Raw genomic sequence first — 21,239 nt, 5'->3', positions numbered from 1 at the left:
AGAAGGTATCGTGGAAAAAAATCCACAATGCTGTATCAGCATTGTGGATTGGAGATCAATCTTTGGCAAGTTATAGTTTGAATCCAAGATTGATACTGAAGGAACGGTATTTATTATTATCGTTTTCACTATTGTCAGATTGGGTGGAGTTGATCTTAGTAAAACCCCAACCATAATTGACCCCAAATAAAAAATGCTCAGTTTCAATACCTGCTAAAGCATTTAACCCAAAATCAAACCGTTTTAGCTTATCAAAACCAGCATCTTCCTGTTCTGAAGTAGTTAAATCATCGTTATTGAATTTTATGTCTGCGCTCCTGGTGGTAACATTTCCCGCCAGTTTTGTTTCAACGGTAGTTTTACCAAATACGCCCATTTGCGCATAGGGTCCCACTCCTATAAAAAAGCGACTGTCACCAACGATCGGAAATTTGAACACGATGTTGGCCGGCACCTGCAGGTACCATGGATTTAATTTTGATTTTACATAATTATCGGATGTATTATTCTTATCGGCAAAGCTTTCTGCCTGTGCGCCTTGTCCGTTTAAATATAAACCTGTTTGAAATGATAAAACATCTCCTAATGGCAGATCTGCCAGAAAACCTACATTAAATGTTGTCAATGTATTGGCATTATTAACGGAACCATTGTTATTAACAGAGATATTTGAAAAATTAACACCGCCTCGTACGTAAAAACCACCGGGGTTTAGCGTAGTAGTAGACGTTTCAGTAGCAGGCTCAACAGGTTGTGCAAACATTTGTTGAGTAAGCATTGCCGTTATTAGAAAAAGTATCGTTTTCATATTTTGATTTTTTAATGATGAATTTAAAATTTTGTAAGAGTGTCTCACGTGTAGTGTTAAACATTGTCAGGCAACATGAGACATTTCCCAATTCAATTGCATGGTTAGTATTGATAGCAATTCATGTTCTACTTCCGGAATATATCCTTCTGCATTTTTTACTATTGCCCAATTATTATTGTTATTATCATGAAAAAGTGTGAAAGCATATAAGCCGTTTAGTTTTATTGAATAAAAGCAACCATCAACGCTATCTTCAGAGCGAATCTCTGATTCAACTATGCCGCCCTTGTATTTGAATATTATTTCTATTAGTGTCATAAAATAGTTTTTAATTGATAATAATTTTATTCCTGCTTAAGTAAATGAAAGTTTTATGCCTGATTTTTAATGCTTACAAAATGGTAATTAATGCCCTCATATCGAGTAACAAATTCCTCATGGGGAAAGGAAAAGCAAAAAAAGAAAACTGAAACAGATGGTATATAATTTGTCCTATATCTATTGATCTTCTATTAAAACTAAATCTCATTTACTATGGCTAACTATTCAAAAAAGGCACAGGATAAAGTTGAGAAAGCAATGCATGAAAGAAAAGAAGGAACTTTAAAAAGCGGAAGAAGCGGCAAAAAGGTAACCAGTAAAAAACAAGCAATAGCCATTGGTTTGTCTGAAGCAAGAAAAGAAGGAACTAAAGTTCCTAAAGCAAAAACATCCAACAAAAAGTAATTCGGAAGCCATCCTAGATTCGTGCAAAAGCATATGTTGCATTCGTCGGGAATTCTGAAGTATACTCCATTTGTAATTTAATTATTGCGAATGGAGTTTTATTTATAAAGCACCTGGCATTTATTACAGTAAAAACTACGCCGATGCGTTTTACCGAGATACCCTTTTGAAAAAGAAATATTATCTCTTGGACATATTTTTTTGCTATGTGCCAGCCAATGTTCTCTCAATACATATTTTCTTTTCCATTCTAAAAACTCAAAGCTATACTTAACAGCTTCTTTGATCATTTCCCTTAGTTTCTTAACAGGGAGCTTTGTTACAATACTTTCCGGGTGCACTTTTATCCGGAATAATACTTCATTCTTAATAATATTACCAACGCCTGAAAATATATTTTGATCCAATAAAGCATCACAAACCATTGTATTTTCTGTGGAGAGTAATTTCTTTTCTGCTTTTTTGGAATCCCATAAATCACTCATTACATCTGCATTCCAATCATATACTTCATCCAGTTCTTCTTCTATGATCTTAATGGAACAATTATAAAAATTAAGTTCGCCATTTTTAAACTGGAGGTGTAAACGGGGTTTAAATTCTTTGGAAGTATTAATGGTGTAAGAGCCAAACATCAATAAATGAATACGAATGGTAACATTTTTAAAACAAATGAGGTATTGCTTGCCCCAGGTCTTTATATCAATGATCGTTTTGTTTTTAATAAAAGAAAGATCCATCTTGCTATTACCCGAAACCGTTAGCACTTTTTTACCAACAAACTGTTTCGTAGCTTCTTTCAATAGCAAGATGGATGGACCTTCAGGCATTCTGAATTCAATTATGATTCCAGCAACTTATACATTTCATCCAGCTTTGGAGAAAGAATAATTTCTGTACGGCGGTTATTTGCCCTTCCCTGAGGAGTAAAGTTAACATCTACAGGATCATATTTGCTATGCCCTGATGCGATCACCCTTACAGGATCTACCTTATAATTATTAACTAATATCCGAACGATAGAATTTGCCCTTGCAGTACTTAGGTCCCAATTATCCTGGTATCTTCCTTTAATAGGAATGCTATCTGTGTGCCCTTCTATATCTACAGATATGTCCGGATTTAAATTTAATACTGCCGCCAGTTTTGCCAATGCATCCACTCCCCTCGGGTTAACAACAGCACTTCCCGAAGGAAACAACAACTCTTCTGAAAGACTAACATACACTTTACCGTTCTTTTGTGTTATCGTTAGTTCATTCGATTTAAAATTATTCAATGCTTCACTCATCTTATCTTTTAATTCTCTTGATTGCTTTCTTTGCTGTTCCAGTAGTTGTTCCAGTTGTTGTAACCGCTGGCGTTGTTGCTGTAATGTTTGTGTAGTTTGATTTAATGCATTTTGTTGTGAAGTAGTTTGCTGATCCAATGCATTCTTCTCATTATTTAAGTCAGCGATCTTTTTATTCATGCTGCTGACATCTCCGTTGAGCGCAGTTATTTTAGTATTCATTTCTTCGATCTTGTTCGCTAATTGTGTGCTGTCATTTCTTAAGGCAGCCACCTGACTTTGCGAATCTCTGAACAATCGCTTTGATACACAGCTTTGGCTTATTAAGGCGATCGCTGTAAACAGGATAAAAAGTTGCTTTTTCATATTGCTTTCGTTTTAAAGAACAGCTTAAAAACCATGCCAGCAAGTATAGTGCACGTCAATAAGATAGAACAATGATTATTGTAGAAAAAAAACCTCATGCTGTATATGCCACAATAAGATCATGAATGAAGGCTATTTTATTTTTTACAGAAGAAGTGATCACAAAGGGATAAGGATCTTTTGTGCCCATGCTCCGATTTAAACTGTTCATTGCAAAGGTTAAGGGTAGCCATAACCGAAAGAGGTAATCAAAATCTTTAACGATGTAGGGATCTGTTTTAATTCTTGTTTTAAATTCCTTTGTTGTTTCTCCCGCTAATGGATCAACACTTAAGCCAAAGGAATATGCCGTTTCCAATGTATCAATAATGTGCATGTAATGCGCCCATGTTTCCGCCCAATCTTCCCAGGGATGAGAACTTGCATAAGCACTGATATAATTTTCATTCCAGGTAATAGTTGCTCCGTGCTCATAATATTTTTCCAATGCTTCTTTATAATTTGCCCGTTCGTCTCCAAAAACTGTTCTGAATGCATCAACATTATTAGTATCTCTTATTAATCTATCCCAATAGTAATGTCCTATTTCATGTCTGAAATGACCAAGCAAAGTCCGGTAGCTTTCATGCATGGATCTGCGAACCATTTCTCTTTCGATATCGTCTGCTTCTGCAATGTTAATGGTGATGGTACCGTCGTTGTGCCCGGTGTAAATTGTTTCATCCGGCGTTTCATTAGCTTTAAAATCGAATACAAGCCCTGATCCAACATTTACTTGCTTACTTATTACAGGCAAATTCATTCTGAATAAAGAAAACAACACCCTGTGCTTGGCAACTTCAATCAGTCGCCAGCGTTCACGATATTCATTTTTTGAAAGATCCGGAATAGTTCTGTTTAATTCACAGGCTTTACAGAAATCACTGTTACTGTTTTTTTCAATTAACCAGTTGCATACGCTGTACTGGAAATTAAAACAATAGCGATAAGCTTTTTTATTTTTTATGCTTCCTTTAATGCACGCTTTACCATCAGTATCCAATGATAACATTTGAAAGCTGTCAAGATCAAATCCAACAGAATAATTACAGTTCTGACAATACGTATTTTCAAAATAGATCAATTGCCCGCAGTTGGTGCACTTAAATAATTTCATAGCAATTACTTTTGCGAACCTCCATCAACAGCAAGATTACGTCCGGCTTTTTTTCGTGTACCCGTTGCCTTTACTTTATCTGTCGCCATTCCTAAAAGGTTCTTCTCTCCTTTAAAAGTCGAAGGTACTTCATCGCCCAATAACTTGCCCCAGGGTTTCAGTTCAGGAATCCTGTCAAAAACAATTTTCAAAACCCCGGTAATGGGTATTGATAAAAACATTCCGGGTATTCCCCACAAACCTCCGCCCAATAAAACAACAACGATAGAAATCAGTGCATTTATTTTTACTCTTGATGAAACAAAAAACGGGATGATAAAATGGTTATCGATAAACTGGATAACGGTGTAAGACACGATGATCCATATTTGTGTAGTAAACCCATCTTTTGTGATAGTAGCAATAATTACCGGTAGCAGGATCGCTATAAATCCTCCAAACAATGGCAATACGTTCAATATAGCTCCCAACAAGCCCAATAAAAGTGAATACTTAACTCCTAATATCAATAAAGCGACAGTATTTAACGTTGCAATAATAAGTCCCTCCACCATTAAGCCTATCATATAATTTTGAACAGCGCCTTTTGTTTGGCTTAATACAATTCCTACTTCTTTTGAATTAGTTGTGGCAAATACTTCAAACAAAAAATTAAGAATAAGTTTTTTGTAATAGATAAACAGAAAGGTGTAAACAGGAATCAACACAAACACATTGATAACACCCAATGCAATTCCCAATGTTTGCCCCAATAATGATTCCAGGCTATGCTTACCATTTTGAATGAGCTCCTCCTGTTTTGCATAAGAAACATTCATATGCAGATTTAACCACCCACGCAACTTTACAAACAAGGCAGCAAAACGTTCCCGCAAAACCGGCAGCTCGGTTCTAAAGCTCATCAACTGCGAGGATATAAAATACATTACCGACAGTAAAACTATTAGCGCTAAAAATATCGATAGTAAAATGGATATAACCTTAGGTACTCTTTTCTTCTCCAGCCAATCCACTATAGGATTCAATAAAACCGACAATAAAGAAGCAAATAAAAGCGGTATCACTACGTTCTTTAAATTCATCAATGCATACACAAACAGTATCAATCCAAACAATACTGTGGTTGCCTGAAAATAAAAAGGATATTTTTTTATTGTATTCATATGCTATAGAATTCCTCCATCGTTTTCAATTTTTAAATCTCCTTCCACACCATCATCCATTGTTTTATCGCCTATTACAGAAGCCGCTATTTTAAATAAGGATATCATTTTACCATGCTGTGTATCCCAATAATGTACTTTAGCAGGTGTTACACGTATCACAGAAAGAGCAGGATCATCTTTCCCGTTTTTAAACCATGCTCGTGCCAGGTCCGTCCACAACTCTTCTATCTTATTTTTATCTTTTGAAACAAATGCCTTCCCGTAAATAGTAAGAAACCGAGAGGAAGAAGGTTTGGAATAGATCAACTGCACATGTTCATCTTTATTTAATTCTGTATTCTTAGTGCTTTCAGCAGAACTAAAAAACCAAAGGTCTCCATCATCATCTACTTTTAATGTCGCCATTGGTCTGGCATCTAAAAACTGTTCTTCACCTACAGAACAAAACATGCATATATTTATTTCTTTCACCAGTTCTTTCATCTTTTCAATCGCCTCTTTATTTTGAAGATTATGAATAGTACCCATACTTATTTTTTATTAGATAGTAAAAAAACCATGCCATATCATTTATAATTGGCTTATTCTAATTAGTTAGCTTAAAACAGATAGACAAAAAATTATGTAAGCTTTTCTAAAAATCATGTAATTATTGACATTAAAAACAAATTTAACTTGTATAAATTTTTTTCTCAGGTATGATTTGTCAGGGAGTTTGGATTTCCATCAAGCTCCCTATTTTATCTAAGCTAACGGCGATGCATATGTGAAAAATTACTCTATTATTAAAATGAAAGAATCACTTCAAAACCTTACTGCTTTTATTCTTGACTTTGGACTTAAAAAACCTAATAAGGCAATCAGTTTCACTGCTATTGTAGAATACAATTTAAATGACAATATAACAAGCATCAACGCTAATGTACAGATCGTTACCAGCGATAACCTGGCTACTATTTATATTATCAGTGATCTTGCTTCTAACGACCTGCCCGATATGTTTGATGCTAAAGAAGAACGCATTACTTATGTGCCGATGAAATGGCTCGTTATTAAGCAACCTACAGGATATATTAGCATTGAGCCAAAAGAAGCAGTCTAATATCAGGCAACTTTTACATCTTCTCTTTTTTCTTTCAATTTTCTAAAATGAGAAGGCGTTAAACCTGTAACCTTTTTAAATTGATTGGACAGATGTGCCACACTGCTGTAGTGCAGTTTGTATGCTATCTCTGTCAATGTCAATTCATCAAACAAGATTAATTCTTTTACTTTTTCAATTTTAAGTGCAATAACGTATTGTTCAATAGTAGTTGCTTCCATTTCAGAAAAGAAATTAGTGAGATATGCATAGTCATAATGCAATGCTTTACTTAAATAAGTAGATAAGTTCATGGAATTTTTTTCCTTTGAGTTATTTACATATTCATGAATGAGCTGTTTGATTTTTTCCAGTAATATTCCTTTTTTATTTTCAACAATCTCCAGTCCTGCTCTTTTTATTGCTTCAGTAAATTGCTTTTGCTTTTTTACAGGGAGTTCGTCTTCTTTTAGATGCACTTCCCCCAATTCGATTTTTTGAGGATGCACTCCCAATTTTTCCAGTTCTTCTTCTACCAGCACTTTACAACAATCACAGGCCATATTTCTAATGAATAATGTCATATTATACCTCCAATTTTAAAAACTGTAAATAGGTTTCCAGTTGTTGAACCGAAATAGGTTTTTCCCACACTACATTTTCATATTCTTCCAATGAATTAAAGCTTCTATCCTTTGCAGACATCAGGTTGATGTTAAGTGAGGGATATTTAACTTTAATTGTTTGTGCTGCCTTCCAACCTTCCCCATCGGGAAGATAATTATCGATAAAAACGATGGATGGCATATGATGATCAATAATATTCAATCCATCTACCAATGAATTGGCGATGTGCACCACATGTCCTTTCTTTTCAAAAAAGGTTTTTAGTAAAACGCATAGGTCTTTGTCATCATCAAGAATTAAAATGTTCATGGCTGTTTTAGTTTTATTGATAAATTTCCAAAAACAGTACCACATGTTTTTTCTCACAATAAAGTATAAATTGACGTGAAAGTGTGGAACAAAATCCACAAAACAATTTGAGTAGCTTCTTTCCCATTTATTTGCCTGATGTGAAAATTCATCTACAAAACCCAATTCATGGCCGAAGCATTAATACTGGTATGTAATTGGCGCATTATTATTTAAAGAGAAATTAATGTCAGCAGATATACATACTATAGAGATCCTCAGAGATCTTATAAAAATAAACAGCGACCGGATAAAAGCATACAAACAGGCAGCAGAAGAGATCAAGGAAATTGATATTAATTTGTATGGGCTTTTTTTAAAAATGCAAACGGAAAGCAAACGTTATGTAAAAGAGTTGAACCAGGGAATAAAATCATTAGGTGGTGTACCTATAAAACCTCATTCACAGAAAGGGAAGATCTATAAGCTTTGGACTGACTTTAAATCCTTATTCACAGGGAAAGATAAAGACGCCATTTTACGTTCTTGTGAACGAAGTGAGATTGCCGTACAAAAAGCTTATGCACATGCTTTAACCTATAAACAGGCGATTGCAGGCACTAACCGCCAATTAATATCCAATCAATATGCTGCACTGATGATCGGCCATGAAGTGATAAAAAAATACATGAACATGCAGCCCCAGTTTAATTACAATTAACCGAGGATATTTCTCTACATCTTCTGCATTTTTCTTCGATAATTATTAAAGGCATCTAATTTGATTAACTTATTATAGTAGTCAATTAAACTTTATTTTATGAACAAGAGAAATTTATTTATCGCATTAGGAATGATACTGCTGATAACATTTGAACAGCCGGCTTTATCCAGTTCTTTTATTTATAACCCGGCTTTTAAAACCATCACAATAAATGATGATAGCTTACGTATGCTGCAGATCCAAAAAAGAGTGCTGGAAATCCAGGCAATGGATTTCACAAAGCTTTCTGCAAAAGAAAGAAAAAGCATTTACAAGGAACTAAGGCAGATGCAAAAAGAAACAGATAAAAAAGACAATGGCGGGGTTTATCTATCTGTAGGCGCCATTATTATTATCCTGTTGGTATTGATACTGATCGCAAAATAACCATGGCATGTTTATTGGAAATTACAATATAGAGCCTATCATTTCTTAACCTAAAATTCTTTTTATGAATATAACATACGAAGTAAGAAAATGGGACGATACACATCCCGTATATCTTATACTCCTAAGGGTTGCACTGGGATTTTTTTTAGTGCTGAAAGGATTATATTTTGTAACCAACCCTGCCGTTTTAAATGAAATGATCTTGAACAGCCGGTTAAATATGATTAACACCAATGGGCTGTTAACCTTTATTATTACATGGGCAAACTTATTAGGCGGCACATTCATCACATTAGGATTATTTACAAAAATTTCCGTGTGGGCGCAAATTCCAATATTGCTGGGCGCCGTTTTATTTGTTAACACAAGAACAGGAGTTGCTCCCGGAGAATTAGTACTATCGATCGTAATACTGGCCTTGCTTATCTTATTCGCAACTCTTGGTCCCGGTAAGTTTTCAATGGATTATTATATCAAAAGAATATTACTATAAATAAAATCTATTTTATGACGCTATCTGAATTTAAGACACAACCAAAAGAACTGCAACTACAAACATTGGATATGTTGGGTTTTGTAATTGGCGAAAAAGAAGAAAAGGATCATTTGCATGTTTTTTATTGCTTAGAAGATTTTTTTGTTGAGATGGATTATAAAGATGAAGCAGTAGAATCAATAAAAACATTCAGGAATCCAAAACATCTTCGCTATTACTATCACAACAAAAGCAATATTAGTGCATAACTAAAATTTGTTGTATGAAAACAGTAAAGATATTTCCTCTACTTTCATTATTGCTATTCTTATTATCGTGCGGCAGTACAAGGATCACTTCTTCCTGGAGCGCCGACAATGCAGGAAAAGAACAACACCATAAGATCATTGTGATTGGTATCATTAATGAAAAAGACAGGCAGCTACGTACATTAATGGAAAGTCGGCTAGTAGACAATTTAAAAGACCACGGATATGATGCTGTGAGTGCAATGGAGCAATATGGACCTAATGCTTTTAAGAAATTAAGTGAAGATGAGATCGTATCCAGATTAAGTTCATCCGGTTATAATGCCGTACTCACCATTGTTTTACTTAATAAACAAAAGGAGCAGAACTATGTACCGGGCACAGTGAATTATGTTCCTGTCGGTGCCTATTATCATCGTTTCTGGGGTTATTATTCTACTATTTACGATAGGGTATACATGCCGGGTTATTATGATGTAAGCACTCAATATTTTTGGGAAAGCAATTTTTATGATGTTAAAAGCAGTGAATTGATCTACTCTGTTCAAACAAAAGCATTTGATCCTTCTTCTTCCGAAAGTCTTGCGCAGGAATATGGCAATAAGATTGTAAAAGATATGGCGAAGAAAAAAGTGATATAAACTTCTAAAACTTTATGTATGCGACCAATATGGACAGGCGCCATTGGCTTTGGCTTGGTAAACATTCCCGTTAAACTATTCAGCGCAACCAAAGACAGCGAATTGAACCTTGATATGCTGGATAAGAAGGATCTCTCCAACATACGCTACATGCGGGTGAATGAAAAGACAGGTAAAGAAGTGAATTGGGAAAACATTGTAAAAGGCTATAAAGTAAATGATCGATATGTAGTGCTCACAGATAAAGATTTCGAATCTGCCAACGCCATTAAAACAAAAATAATCAGCATTGAAGATTTTGTAAATGCTACTGAAATTGACAGTGTTTATTTTGAAACACCTTATTATTTAGCCCCCGATAAATCGGGAGAAAAAGCATATTCGTTATTACATGAAGCGTTACAGAAAACAGGAAAAGTGGGTGTCGCAACATTTGTAATGCGTAGTAAAGAAAGCCTGGCAGTATTACGTCCATCCAACAATATCATTCTTTTAAATCGGCTTCGTTTTGCAGAAGAAATAAGAGATACTTCCGAAATTGAGCCTCCACGAAGTTCTACTGTTAAGCCGGGCGAGTTAAAAATGGCAATCTCTCTTATCAACCAACTATCGCATCGTTTCAATATAAAAGAATACAAAGACACTTATACTGCTCAACTACTTAAAATAATCAAAGCAAAAGCAAAAGGAAAAGTTACCAAGGAACCACAACTAAAGGTGGTGCACAACAGTACTAAAGACTTGATGAGTCAATTAAAAGCAAGTTTATCTCCCAAACGTAAAAAAGTATCGTGATGAGTTTAAGCAAGTATCAGCAAAAAAGAAACTTTGCAAACACGCCGGAGCCTGCCGGTAAAAGCACGAAAAAGAAAACGGCGGCACTTTCATTTGTAATTCAGCGTCATAAAGCATCACATCTTCATTATGATTTCAGGTTAGAATTAAATGGTGTACTCGTAAGTTGGGCAGTGCCGAAAGGGCCTTCCTTAAACCCTGCAGATAAACGTCTTGCTATGAAAGTAGAAGATCATCCTTATGATTATAAAGATTTTAAAGGGGTTATTCCTGAAGGATATGGAGCAGGCATTGTAGAAATTTGGGATAAAGGGACTTATACGGATATCGACAAGTCTGAGGATAAAAACAGCAGCGAACAAAAATTAAGAGCAGGCTTAAAAAAAGGTGATTTAAAATTTGTTCTTCATGGAAAAAAATTAAAAGGTGAATTTGCTTTGGTCAAATTGAAAAATAAAGAAGATAATTCCTGGCTGCTGATCAAACATCGGGATAAATATGCTGTTGATAAATCTTACGACAGTGAAAAAGAAACATTAAAAAACTCTCCCATCAATAAATGGCTCCACGACCATCCTAAACCTGAAAAAAAAAATTCTTTAAGCACGTAGATCCATCTGCACGAAAGCTGGCACAATTCATAAAGCCAATGTTGGCAAAAGAAACCAAGCAATCTTTTGATGACAAGGATTGGTTGTTTGAAATAAAATGGGATGGTTATCGAGCCATAGCAGAAATAAACGGCACTGATACCAAACTATACTCCCGCAACGGTATCAGCTTTCTTCAACGCTATCCTTTAGTAACAAATGAATTAAAGAAAATAAAACATGCAGCCATATTAGATGGTGAGGTAGTAGTATTGAATGAGCAAGGCAGATCTGATTTTCAAAAATTACAGGATTATGAAAACAATACTCATTTCCCAATGTGCTATTATGTTTTTGATCTGCTCTCTTTAAATAGCCTGAGCACAACAGAATTGCCTTTAATCGAAAGAAAAAAATTATTAAAAAAAATAATCCCAAAAAATCCGATCATTAAATTCTCTGATCACATTATAGAAAACGGCAACTCATTTTTTAAAGCCGCTATACAAAAAGAACTGGAAGGCATTATGGCAAAAAAGATGAACGGCTTATACCTTACTGGTACACGCTCATCAGAATGGTTAAAAATAAAACACCACAACACGGATGATGTAATTATAGTTGGATATACTGAACCCACAGGCGCACGCCGGTATTTCGGCGCTTTGGTATTGGCAATAGCGAAAACCGGAGAATTAATATACGCAGGTCACACAGGTTCAGGCTTCAATGAAAAATCACTGAAAGAAGTGTATGAAAAATTACAACCCTTGATCATCGACCGATCGCCTTTTACACAAAAAGTTAAAACAAATATGCCGGTTACATGGGTGCAACCAAAATATGTTTGTGAAGTAAAATTTACCGAATGGACAAAAGACGGAAGAATGAGACACCCTATTTTTTTACATTTAAGAGAAGACAAAACCATTAATGATATGTTATCGCTAAAGAAAAAAAACAGTACAAAACCTGCAGCAACAAGCAATGAAAATGAAATTGCTTTTGGAAAGATCAAAGTTGCTATTACTAACAGGAACAAGTTGTATTGGCCTAAAGAAAAAATCACCAAAGGCATGATGATAGATTATTATCAATCAATGGCGGATTATATTTTACCTTATTTAAAAGACAGGCCAGAATCGCTGAAACGCAACCCCAACGGAATTTCTGATAAAGGTTTTTTTCACAAAGATGCCGGAACCGATGCGCCATCATGGATAAAATCAAAAAAGATATATTCAGAATCTGCTGAAAAAGAAATCGATTATATTATTTGCAATGACAAAGCAACGTTAGCTTATTTAAATAATCTCGGATGCATTGAATTGAATCCATGGAACTCAACCATTCAATCTCCCGACAAGCCCGACTATATGATAATTGACATTGATCCTTCTGAAAAAAATACATTTGACCAGGTTATTGAAACTGCTTTACAATTTAAAAAAGTACTGGACAAAGCTAAAGCAGGTGCGTATTGCAAAACATCCGGGGCAACAGGCTTACATATTTTTGTGCCGATGCAAAAAAAGTACAATTATGAAGAAGTAAAAAACTTTGCTCATATTCTATGCAGGTTAGTAAATGAACAACTACCACAATTCACCAGCCTTGAACGTAATCTTCAAAAAAGAGGTAGTAATAAAATTTATTTAGATTATCTGCAAAACAGAAGAGGACAGACTATTTCATCAGCCTATAGTTTACGTCCTGTAAAAGGGGCAAGTGTTTCCACTCCTTTACAATGGAAAGAGGTTAAAAAAGGATTAAGTCCTGCAGATTTTACCATTGCCAATATTTTACCAAGAGTTAAAAAATTAGGAGATATTTTCAAGCCCGTATTAGGCAAAGGTGTTGACATAAAAAAATGCCTAAGCTATTTAGAATAGCAAAGGCATTGCTATATGTGCTTGATCATTTTAGCATATTACTGTGAGAGGTTATCTATTGTGCAATACACTCCCCTCACTGTCAAATTCCGGATCATGTTGCCCTTCGGCTATTTCTTCGATCATTTTTTTATTAAATGCTGGAATATCTTCGGGGCTGCGACTTGTAACCAATCCATTATCTGTTACCACTTCTTCATCTTTCCAATAACCGCCCGCATTGATTATGTCTCTTCTAATTGAAGGAAAAGAAGTAATGTGCTTTCCACTTATTAAACCTGTTTCAATTAATAATTGCGGTCCATGACAAATAGCTGCTACCGGTTTACCGCTTTCTAAAAATTCCTGTGCAAAAGAAATATATTCATTGTGTCGCCGCATGATATCAGGATTTATTACACCTCCCGGTATCATCAATGCATCATAAGCTTCTGTTTTTGCTTCCACCAGGTCAACATCAACAGGCAGATCGATTGACCAATGATCGTGATCCCAGCCTTTTACTTTTCCTTTTTGCAAGGATACAATATCAACCTTTGCACCTGCATCTTCCAACGCTTTTTTCGGTGCAGTAAGCTCTACTTCTTCAAAGCCATTATCCGTAAGGATAGCAACTCTTTTATTATCTAATGTTTTCATTTTTATAATTTTTCTGGATTTAAAACCCAAATACCATACCATCAGGCGCTATCTCTTTTAATTCCCTGACATATTCATTTAACCATTCTGCATTTCGTATAGCAGCAGCTTGAATGGTATTGTTAAAATAAACATACACATCTTTCACTTTTGTTGTTTCATGCAGATCCATCACAAAGTTTTCAAGATCTTCCTGCGCATATTCCGACCGGTACAATTCCGGAACTCCATGAAAACGATAATAAACTACTGATGTATTTTGAATTACATCCGCAGGCAAATTCGGATAACTGATACCGCAAAATGTAATTTTATGTTTGGCGAGTTGAGTATATACTTCCCCATTCCACCAGCTGTGGTGGCGAAATTCTACCACATTCTTAAACGATGGATCAACATTATCAATTATTCTCTGCAAAAATTCCTTTGAATAATGTATGGATGGTGGGAACTGAAATAATACAGGACCCAGTTTATTTTTTAATCCTTTACGAATGACATCATAGAAATCTTTTAATAAAGCTTCTGATTCCTTCAACTGCTTAAAGTGTGTTATCTGCCTTGGAACTTTCACTGAAAACCTAAATTCCTTCTGACTTTTAGTGTACCAATCCTGTAGAAATTTTAATTGCGGGAAGCGGTAAAAAGTAACATTTAATTCCAATGTTTTAAATTCTTTGCTGTAATGTTCAAACCATTTGTTCCTGGCCAGATCTGCCGGGTAAAATATTCCCTGCCAATCCTCGTAGTGAAATCCGGAGCAACCTATTTTCCATTTCATAATAAAGTTTTAGCTCTATTAAACAAATATGAAACCATTTTAAACCGCTTAACTGGTCTGATATTTGTCCAATACCCTACGACAAACAAAACATAAAACTTTAATTTTTTTTGTATGAAGAAGCTATCATTAATTGTTGCCGCAGCTTTTTGTCTTTATGCAATCAGCCTTGGAAAAACAGCCAACGGGTATGTTACGCAAAGTACTTACCAATCATCAATAAGCAAAGACACTACACCTCCGATGAAAGACAAAAAGAAGTGGAAAAAACAAAAAGATTCCAGCATGAGCACCATGCCGGATACAACTAAATCTTATTAATAAAACCGGGGAGCAGCAGTTGCTGCTCCCTTCTTACATTCATGCACCCGAATAAATGCAACATATTATTTTTAGCAATTGTTCTAATAGCTTGTGTAAACAGGAGAAAAGAAACCGACACCATTAAAGTATCTGACAAGCAAAATGAAGAAAAATTTGACAGCTCTTCCTTGCAACATAATGCCGCTTTTGTTGCCAATGCTGTTAATAGTAATCTATTTGAGATAAGGCTGAATGATATGGCACAAACTTATGCCTCCTCTATTGCAGTAAAACAGTTGGCAAAAAACATCTCCAACGATTTTAATAAAGCAAATGAAGAGATACAAAACATCGCCGCTAAGGAAAACATCAGCATTCCTGAAAAAATGAGTGATGAATTTCGAAATAAATATGGCGATATACAAAAGAAAACAGGGACAGATCTTGATAGCTCTTATATCGCATTATCGTTGAATGACCATAACTCCATTATTCAACAGTACCAATATCAAATCAATAATGGAACCGATAGCATAGTTAAAATGTGGACCACACGCCAGTTACCAATTCTTCAAAAGCATCTTGTTTCTTTACAGCAAATTTTAAGCGGCTTTCAAAAAAACTAATCATTCTTTTTTTGTAGGAACAATAAATAAGGGAGTTGTTGATTTATTTAATACGCTTCCGGCAACACTTCCAATCAGTATTTTTTCCAATCCTCTCCTGCTATGCGTACCCATCACAATTATACTTGCTTTACTTTCTTTGGCAACCTGTAAGATCACATCAGCTGCATTTCCTTCTTCTACAACTGTCTCTATCGTGTCATCATCTAAAAACTTTTTTGATCTGTCAAGATAATCCTTTGCCAGGTCTTTTAAATGTTCTGCAGCTTCAATTGCACTTACATTGTTAAATCCGGTAAAACCCATTATTGGCCCATATTCCGGAGAAGAATAATAGGCTATATCACTAACAATATGCAGCAAAACAATTTTTGCATTCATGGCATTTGCCAATTCTTTTCCACTGGTTGCAACTATCTCTGCGGAAGGTCCAAAATCCAGGGCGATCAATATTTTATCCATATCTGTATGATTTATTTAATTAATTAATATTCAAAAACTATTCCCTTTTGCCATGGCATGGTTTTAGTAAACTTTAAATTAAAACAGATCATGGAAATACCACATCAAATGACAACGCTCTCAGAAATTCTGGAAGCATTGCGACACAAGCATATGGACAATGAGTTTAGATGGACGCCGGAGGGCTTTACTGCAGGAAAAGGAAAAACATATCAACCGGAAGAGCTGTCTATAATTAAAGTATATCGTTTTGAAGAAGAAACAGACCCTTCTGATATGAGCATATTATATGTTATAAAAGCAATTGATGGGCTAATTGGTTACAGCATTGACGCTTACGGAGTCTACAGCAATCACGATGATGAAGAAGGTTATGATAACTTTATAAGGCAGATACCGCAGGTGGAGCATGATCAGCAACTTTTATTTGAGCTTTGATTTTTCTCAAGAGAAAAATTTTCCACAGTAAATAATATGTGCAAAAGTTGACGTTATATACATGAGTTTCTTTTTTAAATTTAATAAGTAAAATTCTAACGTATGCTTACAAAAGATGAACCCATTGAATTTGTCAGAAAAAAAATTCAAGATATAAAGATTGCCAAGTTTCATGGAGAAATAAATTCCCCCTTGCCACTTCCCGATAATATCATTAATACATTGCGAACAGATGAGGATGGGAATATTTTGTTTTTTACTTCCTGCAACGGGCATTATGCACCCCATATAGATAAAACTTTTTATGCAACATTGGAATATTATCATAAAGGCAACGATTTTTATTTACATATAGAAGGAAAAGCAAGTATAATTGAGGATGAAGAAAGAGAGTTTGCCGCCACATCAAGCAACTACGATATGATCTTAATAAAGTTAAAAATAGTAAAAGCAGAATATTTTGAAAACAAAAATATTGTGGGCGCTACTTTTAAAGAAACCATGAAAAATTTTATGACGGAATTGTTTTTCTCAAACGCTCATCGCCAATTTACTTTTTAAACGGTTACAATACATTACTCTACTTTAACTTATTGTTTTATTTGATATTATTATTTTTCTAAAAGAAAAATAATAATAATGAAAAACATATGGCTGCTGATCTTACTCATTCCTTCCTTAAAAGCTGTTTCTCAAAAAAAATTAGAATATGGCGATTTCATACAATGGGATAACAAAATTGAATGGGCATTTGAAACGGATCAATACTTCGATCTTACTCCAAAAATCCCTAAGTACAGCATTACAGATTGGTATTTAAAAAAATTAAAAACGTCCGGAATAAACAGTTACAAAATAAATAGAGATGGCTATTCAGTTTCCAAAAAAGGCAATTAAAAAACAAGACCCGAAAAACATTGCTGTTGTTGATACTGTTGGAGGATGGCTAATAGAAAACAGCCAGTACGACAAATTATCAGCGATAGATACAAGCTCACTTTTTTACAAAGATCTTTTTTATTCTTTTAGCGATACATCTTCTAACAAAAACAATTTTGATATTTTTAAAGTAAAGCAGATCGTTTATTATAAAGATGCAAAGCTCTATATTACCAATATATTGCTAACGCCGATGTGCCTGAAACAAAGAATAAAATCAGGGAATGCTGACTCTTCCCTATTTTCTTTCTATTCACTTTTTAATGCCGGCTTTAATCAGCAACCTTATACGGAGCCTGATGATAAAATGCTTTTTATTGGAAGAATAGAAAAAACATATACCTTCTCTTCAGTTAATCCATCTGCTTCCAACAAAATGCTAACCACCCGAAATCCTAAATTGATGCCTCTCATAGTTAGAGATTACCAGGATAAAAAATTTGATATTTATAAGTGGACGTATACTTCAGGTATTTATAAAGATGTTCTTTATGAAAAAAATACCGACCCTTATTATCTGGTAACAGATTCTGTTCCCATAACATTCTTTGATACATTTGGAGCCGGCCAAGGCGGCGATTCAACAATGTTTAAAAGAATTGAATATAACCTTGATAGTTTTTACAATTTTAGAATTGCACAGGATGTGTATTTTGACTTTGAAAAAGAAATATTAGTATCAAAAATTGAAAATGTATCTATCTTAAAACCTTGCATTACTGTATCCGGCACATATTTAGGTTTAACTGAACACTGCAGGATCTTTTATGATGGGGACATTCCTGTACCAATTCGAGTTGCTCCAGACAATTATCCTATAGAACCTATTAATCCTACATTTGAAAATTAGTAATTCAGATTATATCAATATCAAAAAACTCTCTACTTTTACATAACATTCTTTGGGTTTGTTTTATTCTAACGCAGAGCCAACTCCCACTAATTAATTGCATCATTCCTAATAACAGTTTACAATGTCAAGCGTAAAAAAAGAAATAAAACGTATTACCACCAATACACTCCAAAAGATGAAAGCTTCAGGAGAAAAGATATCCATGATAACAGCGTATGATTTTTCGTTTGCAAAAATTTTTGATGGAGCAGGTATTGATATCATACTGGTGGGAGATAGCGCCAGCAATGTAATTGCAGGTCATGAAACAACATTACCGATAACACTGGATCAAATGATATATCATGCAGGGGCCGTTGTTCGTGGTGTTGATCGTTGCCTGATAGTAGTAGATCTTCCGTTTGGTTCTTATCAATCTAATTCAGAAATAGCATTGGCATCTTCTATTAAAATAATGAAAGAATCTGGTGCACATTCAGTTAAGCTGGAAGGCGGTGAAGAAGCGATTGATTCAGTAAAAAAAATTGTAGGGGCAGGTATTCCCGTTATGGGGCATTTGGGATTAACTCCCCAAAGCATTTATAAGTTCGGAACCTATATTGTAAGGGCAAGGGAAAACAGCGAAGCAGAAAAATTAAAACGTGATGCCTTATTATTACAGGAAGCCGGTTGCTTTGCGATAGTATTGGAAAAAATTCCCGCTGACCTGGCAAAAGAAGTAAGTAAAAGCTTAAGCATACCAACCATCGGCATTGGCGCCGGTGGCGATTGTGACGGACAGGTATTGGTAATGCACGACCTGCTGGGAATTAATACAGAATTTAAGCCACGGTTTTTACGCCAGTATCTTAATTTAAGTGAGCAAATAACAACGGCAGTGAAACAATATGTGGCGGATGTAAAATCAAATGACTTTCCTAATAAAAGCGAATCCTACTAATGAAGGCGTTTTTTACATATCTACTATTGATCATTATTGCAGCTTCCTGCACAACAGTAAAAGAATATCAGAAAAATAAATTGAACGATGCTGAAATGCAGTTAAGCGCACGCAAGGTCCAAAAGAATGAGATCAATTTTCAAAATTATAGAGAAGGGGCATCGGGAGCAAATGGCGGAAAGACAGGAGGTGGATGCGGATGTAATTAGTTTGACAGATATCAATAATTATGACTAAATACATTTTTATATTTCTTGTCATTTTAAATATATCCTCTTGCCGGAAAAAGAGTACAACGATTGTTAACAGTTTTAAAAAATATCCTTTCCCCAGCCGCATTGATTCGTTTCAAAAAGTTCGGCTAAAACAATTTGAAGAATACCTGAACATCCCTTCGATAGAAAATGGTACAGATTCTTTTGAGGTAAGAATATACATGTATGCTGCTTTTTTTCCGGGTCACGACTTATTTCTTATCAAAAGCTCCCCGGATAGCTTAATAAAAAAGCATTATCATTTTTCTCCTGCTTCGTTGCACAATCCGGATGGAACAAAATCTACTTATGAATCACAATTTTCATTTATGCATAACTTCTTTTTTACAAGGGGTGATACAGCTTTTAAAAATCTTTTAGCTATTTCTAATTTAGATACCTTGCCTACACAAGTCGCAATTGCTGGTCTAAACGGTGGATGTTTTGATGGCGTTGGGTGGACAGTTGAGATCGCAACTAAAAACAGTTATCGGGAGCTTACTTATTACAATCCTGATTGCTACAAGGCGTCCATTCAAAATAAAATGTTTGCTGATTTCATGACTAAATTTTCTTCTTTATTACCCCCTGATGAAATGAGTTGGTATCACAAACAAAGAGATTAGTTCAGGCGTGTTCAATTCTCCATTAATCAATATCTTTGTTCATTACAATTTTGATCTATGCAAATAAGAAATAACTGGACATTAAAAGAGATAAACGAAATTTATTATCGTCCGTTAATGGACCTGATATATGAAGCGGCTACAGTGCATCGCCAAAACAAGGCATATGCTGAAGTACAGATAAGCAGTTTGATCTCTATTAAAACCGGTGGCTGTAAAGAAGACTGCGCTTATTGTCCGCAGGCAGCCCGTTATAATACCGGTGTTGAAGTAGAACCTTTAATGACCGTTGAAAAAGTGAAAGCAAGAGCAGAAGTTGCCAAAGCAAATGGCGCCTCACGGTTATGCATGGGCGCAGCATGGCGGGAAGTGCGTGACAACAGGGATTTTGATAGAGTATTAGAAATGGTAAGTGAAGTAAATGACATGGGACTGGAAGTTTGTTGCACATTAGGAATGCTGACGTACGAACAGGCTGAACGCTTAAAAGAAGCCGGCTGTTTTGCATACAATCATAATATTGATACTTCATCCGAAAATTACGGCAATATAATTACAACACGTACCATTGATGATCGCTTGAACACATTGAACAATGTTCGCAAAGCCAAGCTAAGCGTATGTTGCGGCGGCATTGTTGGATTAGGCGAAACCGATGATGACCGTGTAAAAATGTTACACACGCTAGCTACGATGGAACAGCATCCTGATTCTGTTCCTATTAATGCATTGGTTGCCGTAAAAGGAACACCATTGGAAAATAATGAGCGTGTAAGCATAGACGAAATGCTCCGCATGATCGCTACTGCAAGGATCATTATGCCGAAAAGTGTAGTGCGCTTATCTGCCGGAAGAAATGAGATGAGCATTGCAGAACAGGCATTATGTTTTATGGCAGGCGCTAATTCTATCTTTGCAGGAGAAAAATTATTAACTACTCCTAATCCAGATTTTGATACCGACATGCAGATGTTCAAAATGCTGGGATTAACAGCCCGTAAGCCTTTTAAAGATGTAGCGGTAACTTCAACAGCCGAAACTGTTTTATAAT

32 protein-coding genes are annotated in these 21,239 nt (G+C 35.2%); 20 read left to right on the top strand and 12 right to left on the bottom strand.

Annotated elements, in window-relative coordinates:
• Window positions 1-70 precede the first annotated feature (70 nt).
• Together K9M53_RS06575 and K9M53_RS06570 are read right to left on the bottom strand one after the other, a co-directional pair.
• Entirely contained in the window at window positions 71-808 is a 738-nt protein-coding gene (locus K9M53_RS06575) for a porin family protein (protein ID WP_224018830.1), read from the bottom strand.
• Between the two features lie 66 nt (window positions 809-874).
• Window positions 875-1,129, bottom strand: coding sequence for a hypothetical protein (locus tag K9M53_RS06570; RefSeq protein WP_224018829.1), 255 nt, complete (start codon window positions 1,127-1,129; stop codon window positions 875-877).
• Between the two features lie 216 nt (window positions 1,130-1,345).
• Between K9M53_RS06570 and K9M53_RS06565 the strand changes: the two genes are divergently transcribed.
• Window positions 1,346-1,537, top strand: coding sequence for a DUF6496 domain-containing protein (locus K9M53_RS06565; RefSeq protein WP_224018828.1), 192 nt, complete (start codon window positions 1,346-1,348; stop codon window positions 1,535-1,537).
• A 98-nt stretch (window positions 1,538-1,635) separates the two neighbouring features.
• Here the strand turns inward: K9M53_RS06565 and K9M53_RS06560 are convergent, their stop codons facing one another.
• The 5 genes from K9M53_RS06560 to K9M53_RS06540 all read right to left on the bottom strand — a co-directional run bounded on the left by K9M53_RS06560 (window position 1,636) and on the right by K9M53_RS06540 (window position 6,044).
• Entirely contained in the window at window positions 1,636-2,367 is a 732-nt protein-coding gene (locus K9M53_RS06560; RefSeq protein WP_224018827.1) for a DNA-formamidopyrimidine glycosylase family protein, read from the bottom strand.
• 11 nt (window positions 2,368-2,378) lie between these two features.
• Window positions 2,379-3,194 carry an OmpA/MotB family protein gene (locus tag K9M53_RS06555; RefSeq protein ID WP_224018826.1) on the bottom strand — a complete coding sequence of 272 codons (816 nt, stop codon included), beginning with the start codon at window positions 3,192-3,194 and terminating at the stop codon, window positions 2,379-2,381.
• Window positions 3,195-3,288: 94 nt separating this feature from the next.
• Window positions 3,289-4,350: a zinc-binding metallopeptidase family protein gene (locus K9M53_RS06550; protein ID WP_224018825.1), complete on the bottom strand. Its 1,062-nt coding sequence runs from the start codon at window positions 4,348-4,350 to the stop codon at window positions 3,289-3,291.
• Window positions 4,351-4,355: 5 nt separating this feature from the next.
• Window positions 4,356-5,513 carry an AI-2E family transporter gene (locus tag K9M53_RS06545; RefSeq protein ID WP_224018824.1) on the bottom strand — a complete coding sequence of 386 codons (1,158 nt, stop codon included), beginning with the start codon at window positions 5,511-5,513 and terminating at the stop codon, window positions 4,356-4,358.
• Between the two features lie 3 nt (window positions 5,514-5,516).
• Window positions 5,517-6,044, bottom strand: a complete 528-nt coding sequence (locus K9M53_RS06540; RefSeq protein WP_224018823.1) for a pyridoxamine 5'-phosphate oxidase family protein — start codon at window positions 6,042-6,044, stop codon at window positions 5,517-5,519.
• A 262-nt stretch (window positions 6,045-6,306) separates the two neighbouring features.
• Between K9M53_RS06540 and K9M53_RS06535 the strand changes: the two genes are divergently transcribed.
• Complete coding sequence (locus K9M53_RS06535; RefSeq protein ID WP_224018822.1) at window positions 6,307-6,618, top strand: hypothetical protein; 312 nt, start codon at window positions 6,307-6,309, stop codon at window positions 6,616-6,618.
• 2 nt (window positions 6,619-6,620) lie between these two features.
• On the opposite strand, the gene K9M53_RS06530 is transcribed toward K9M53_RS06535, so the two are convergent.
• Window positions 6,621-7,181: a helix-turn-helix domain-containing protein gene (locus K9M53_RS06530; protein WP_224018821.1), complete on the bottom strand. Its 561-nt coding sequence runs from the start codon at window positions 7,179-7,181 to the stop codon at window positions 6,621-6,623.
• A gap of 1 nt (window position 7,182) precedes the next feature.
• On the bottom strand, window positions 7,183-7,533 hold the full coding sequence (locus K9M53_RS06525) for a response regulator (protein WP_224018820.1): 351 nt from the start codon (window positions 7,531-7,533) through the stop codon (window positions 7,183-7,185).
• Window positions 7,534-7,759: 226 nt separating this feature from the next.
• Between K9M53_RS06525 and K9M53_RS06520 the strand changes: the two genes are divergently transcribed.
• From K9M53_RS06520 to ligD, 8 genes are all read left to right on the top strand, one after another.
• Window positions 7,760-8,233 (top strand): PA2169 family four-helix-bundle protein, encoded by a 474-nt coding sequence (locus K9M53_RS06520; RefSeq protein ID WP_224018819.1) that lies wholly within the window; start codon window positions 7,760-7,762, stop codon window positions 8,231-8,233.
• A 99-nt stretch (window positions 8,234-8,332) separates the two neighbouring features.
• Window positions 8,333-8,662, top strand: coding sequence for a hypothetical protein (locus K9M53_RS06515; protein ID WP_224018818.1), 330 nt, complete (start codon window positions 8,333-8,335; stop codon window positions 8,660-8,662).
• Window positions 8,663-8,726: 64 nt separating this feature from the next.
• Window positions 8,727-9,158 carry a DoxX family protein gene (locus K9M53_RS06510; RefSeq protein ID WP_224018817.1) on the top strand — a complete coding sequence of 144 codons (432 nt, stop codon included), beginning with the start codon at window positions 8,727-8,729 and terminating at the stop codon, window positions 9,156-9,158.
• Window positions 9,159-9,172: 14 nt separating this feature from the next.
• Window positions 9,173-9,409 carry a hypothetical protein gene (locus K9M53_RS06505; protein ID WP_224018816.1) on the top strand — a complete coding sequence of 79 codons (237 nt, stop codon included), beginning with the start codon at window positions 9,173-9,175 and terminating at the stop codon, window positions 9,407-9,409.
• A 14-nt stretch (window positions 9,410-9,423) separates the two neighbouring features.
• Window positions 9,424-10,050 (top strand): hypothetical protein, encoded by a 627-nt coding sequence (locus K9M53_RS06500; RefSeq protein ID WP_224018815.1) that lies wholly within the window; start codon window positions 9,424-9,426, stop codon window positions 10,048-10,050.
• Window positions 10,051-10,068: 18 nt separating this feature from the next.
• Window positions 10,069-10,845 carry a non-homologous end joining protein Ku gene (ku, locus tag K9M53_RS06495; RefSeq protein WP_224018814.1) on the top strand — a complete coding sequence of 259 codons (777 nt, stop codon included), beginning with the start codon at window positions 10,069-10,071 and terminating at the stop codon, window positions 10,843-10,845.
• Complete coding sequence (locus K9M53_RS06490) at window positions 10,845-11,456, top strand: DNA polymerase ligase N-terminal domain-containing protein (RefSeq protein ID WP_224018813.1); 612 nt, start codon at window positions 10,845-10,847, stop codon at window positions 11,454-11,456. The genes ku and K9M53_RS06490 overlap by 1 nt, the downstream gene beginning before the upstream one ends.
• A gap of 38 nt (window positions 11,457-11,494) precedes the next feature.
• Window positions 11,495-13,327 (top strand): DNA ligase D, encoded by a 1,833-nt coding sequence (gene ligD, locus K9M53_RS06485; protein WP_224018812.1) that lies wholly within the window; start codon window positions 11,495-11,497, stop codon window positions 13,325-13,327.
• Window positions 13,328-13,378: 51 nt separating this feature from the next.
• On the opposite strand, the gene K9M53_RS06480 is transcribed toward ligD, so the two are convergent.
• Together K9M53_RS06480 and K9M53_RS06475 are read right to left on the bottom strand one after the other, a co-directional pair.
• On the bottom strand, window positions 13,379-13,966 hold the full coding sequence (locus tag K9M53_RS06480) for a type 1 glutamine amidotransferase domain-containing protein (RefSeq protein ID WP_224018811.1): 588 nt from the start codon (window positions 13,964-13,966) through the stop codon (window positions 13,379-13,381).
• A gap of 19 nt (window positions 13,967-13,985) precedes the next feature.
• On the bottom strand, window positions 13,986-14,747 hold the full coding sequence (locus tag K9M53_RS06475; protein WP_224018810.1) for a DUF72 domain-containing protein: 762 nt from the start codon (window positions 14,745-14,747) through the stop codon (window positions 13,986-13,988).
• Window positions 14,748-14,861: 114 nt separating this feature from the next.
• On the opposite strand from K9M53_RS06475, the gene K9M53_RS06470 reads away from it, so the two are divergent.
• Together K9M53_RS06470 and K9M53_RS06465 are read left to right on the top strand one after the other, a co-directional pair.
• On the top strand, window positions 14,862-15,068 hold the full coding sequence (locus K9M53_RS06470) for a hypothetical protein (RefSeq protein ID WP_224018809.1): 207 nt from the start codon (window positions 14,862-14,864) through the stop codon (window positions 15,066-15,068).
• 41 nt (window positions 15,069-15,109) lie between these two features.
• Window positions 15,110-15,676, top strand: coding sequence for a DUF4142 domain-containing protein (locus tag K9M53_RS06465; RefSeq protein WP_224018808.1), 567 nt, complete (start codon window positions 15,110-15,112; stop codon window positions 15,674-15,676).
• Here the strand turns inward: K9M53_RS06465 and K9M53_RS06460 are convergent, their stop codons facing one another.
• Window positions 15,677-16,138, bottom strand: coding sequence for a universal stress protein (locus K9M53_RS06460; protein WP_224018807.1), 462 nt, complete (start codon window positions 16,136-16,138; stop codon window positions 15,677-15,679). It lies immediately after the preceding gene.
• A 108-nt stretch (window positions 16,139-16,246) separates the two neighbouring features.
• Between K9M53_RS06460 and K9M53_RS06455 the strand changes: the two genes are divergently transcribed.
• The 8 genes from K9M53_RS06455 to bioB all read left to right on the top strand — a co-directional run bounded on the left by K9M53_RS06455 (window position 16,247) and on the right by bioB (window position 21,238).
• Window positions 16,247-16,576: a hypothetical protein gene (locus K9M53_RS06455; protein ID WP_224018806.1), complete on the top strand. Its 330-nt coding sequence runs from the start codon at window positions 16,247-16,249 to the stop codon at window positions 16,574-16,576.
• A 102-nt stretch (window positions 16,577-16,678) separates the two neighbouring features.
• Entirely contained in the window at window positions 16,679-17,137 is a 459-nt protein-coding gene (locus K9M53_RS06450; RefSeq protein ID WP_224018805.1) for a pyridoxamine 5'-phosphate oxidase family protein, read from the top strand.
• A gap of 78 nt (window positions 17,138-17,215) precedes the next feature.
• A complete protein-coding gene (locus K9M53_RS06445) occupies window positions 17,216-17,473 on the top strand; it encodes a hypothetical protein (RefSeq protein ID WP_224018804.1) in 258 nt (85 codons plus the stop codon).
• The gene (locus K9M53_RS06440; RefSeq protein ID WP_224018803.1) at window positions 17,442-18,365 is read left to right on the top strand and encodes a hypothetical protein; all 924 of its coding nucleotides are present in this window, start codon (window positions 17,442-17,444) and stop codon (window positions 18,363-18,365) included. Before K9M53_RS06445 ends, K9M53_RS06440 begins: the two co-directional genes overlap by 32 nt.
• Before the next feature lie 124 nt (window positions 18,366-18,489).
• Window positions 18,490-19,308 (top strand): 3-methyl-2-oxobutanoate hydroxymethyltransferase, encoded by an 819-nt coding sequence (gene panB / locus K9M53_RS06435; protein ID WP_224018802.1) that lies wholly within the window; start codon window positions 18,490-18,492, stop codon window positions 19,306-19,308.
• Entirely contained in the window at window positions 19,308-19,517 is a 210-nt protein-coding gene (locus tag K9M53_RS06430; RefSeq protein ID WP_224018801.1) for a DUF4266 domain-containing protein, read from the top strand. Before panB ends, K9M53_RS06430 begins: the two co-directional genes overlap by 1 nt.
• A gap of 20 nt (window positions 19,518-19,537) precedes the next feature.
• Window positions 19,538-20,188, top strand: a complete 651-nt coding sequence (locus K9M53_RS06425) for a hypothetical protein (RefSeq protein ID WP_224018800.1) — start codon at window positions 19,538-19,540, stop codon at window positions 20,186-20,188.
• A gap of 57 nt (window positions 20,189-20,245) precedes the next feature.
• Window positions 20,246-21,238, top strand: a complete 993-nt coding sequence (gene bioB, locus K9M53_RS06420) for a biotin synthase BioB (RefSeq protein WP_224018799.1) — start codon at window positions 20,246-20,248, stop codon at window positions 21,236-21,238.
• Window position 21,239 lies beyond the last annotated feature (1 nt).

This window comes from Ferruginibacter albus (assembly GCF_020042285.1).
GTDB lineage: Bacteria > Bacteroidota > Bacteroidia > Chitinophagales > Chitinophagaceae > Ferruginibacter > Ferruginibacter albus.
This window is presented reverse-complemented; position numbering and strand designations above follow the sequence as displayed.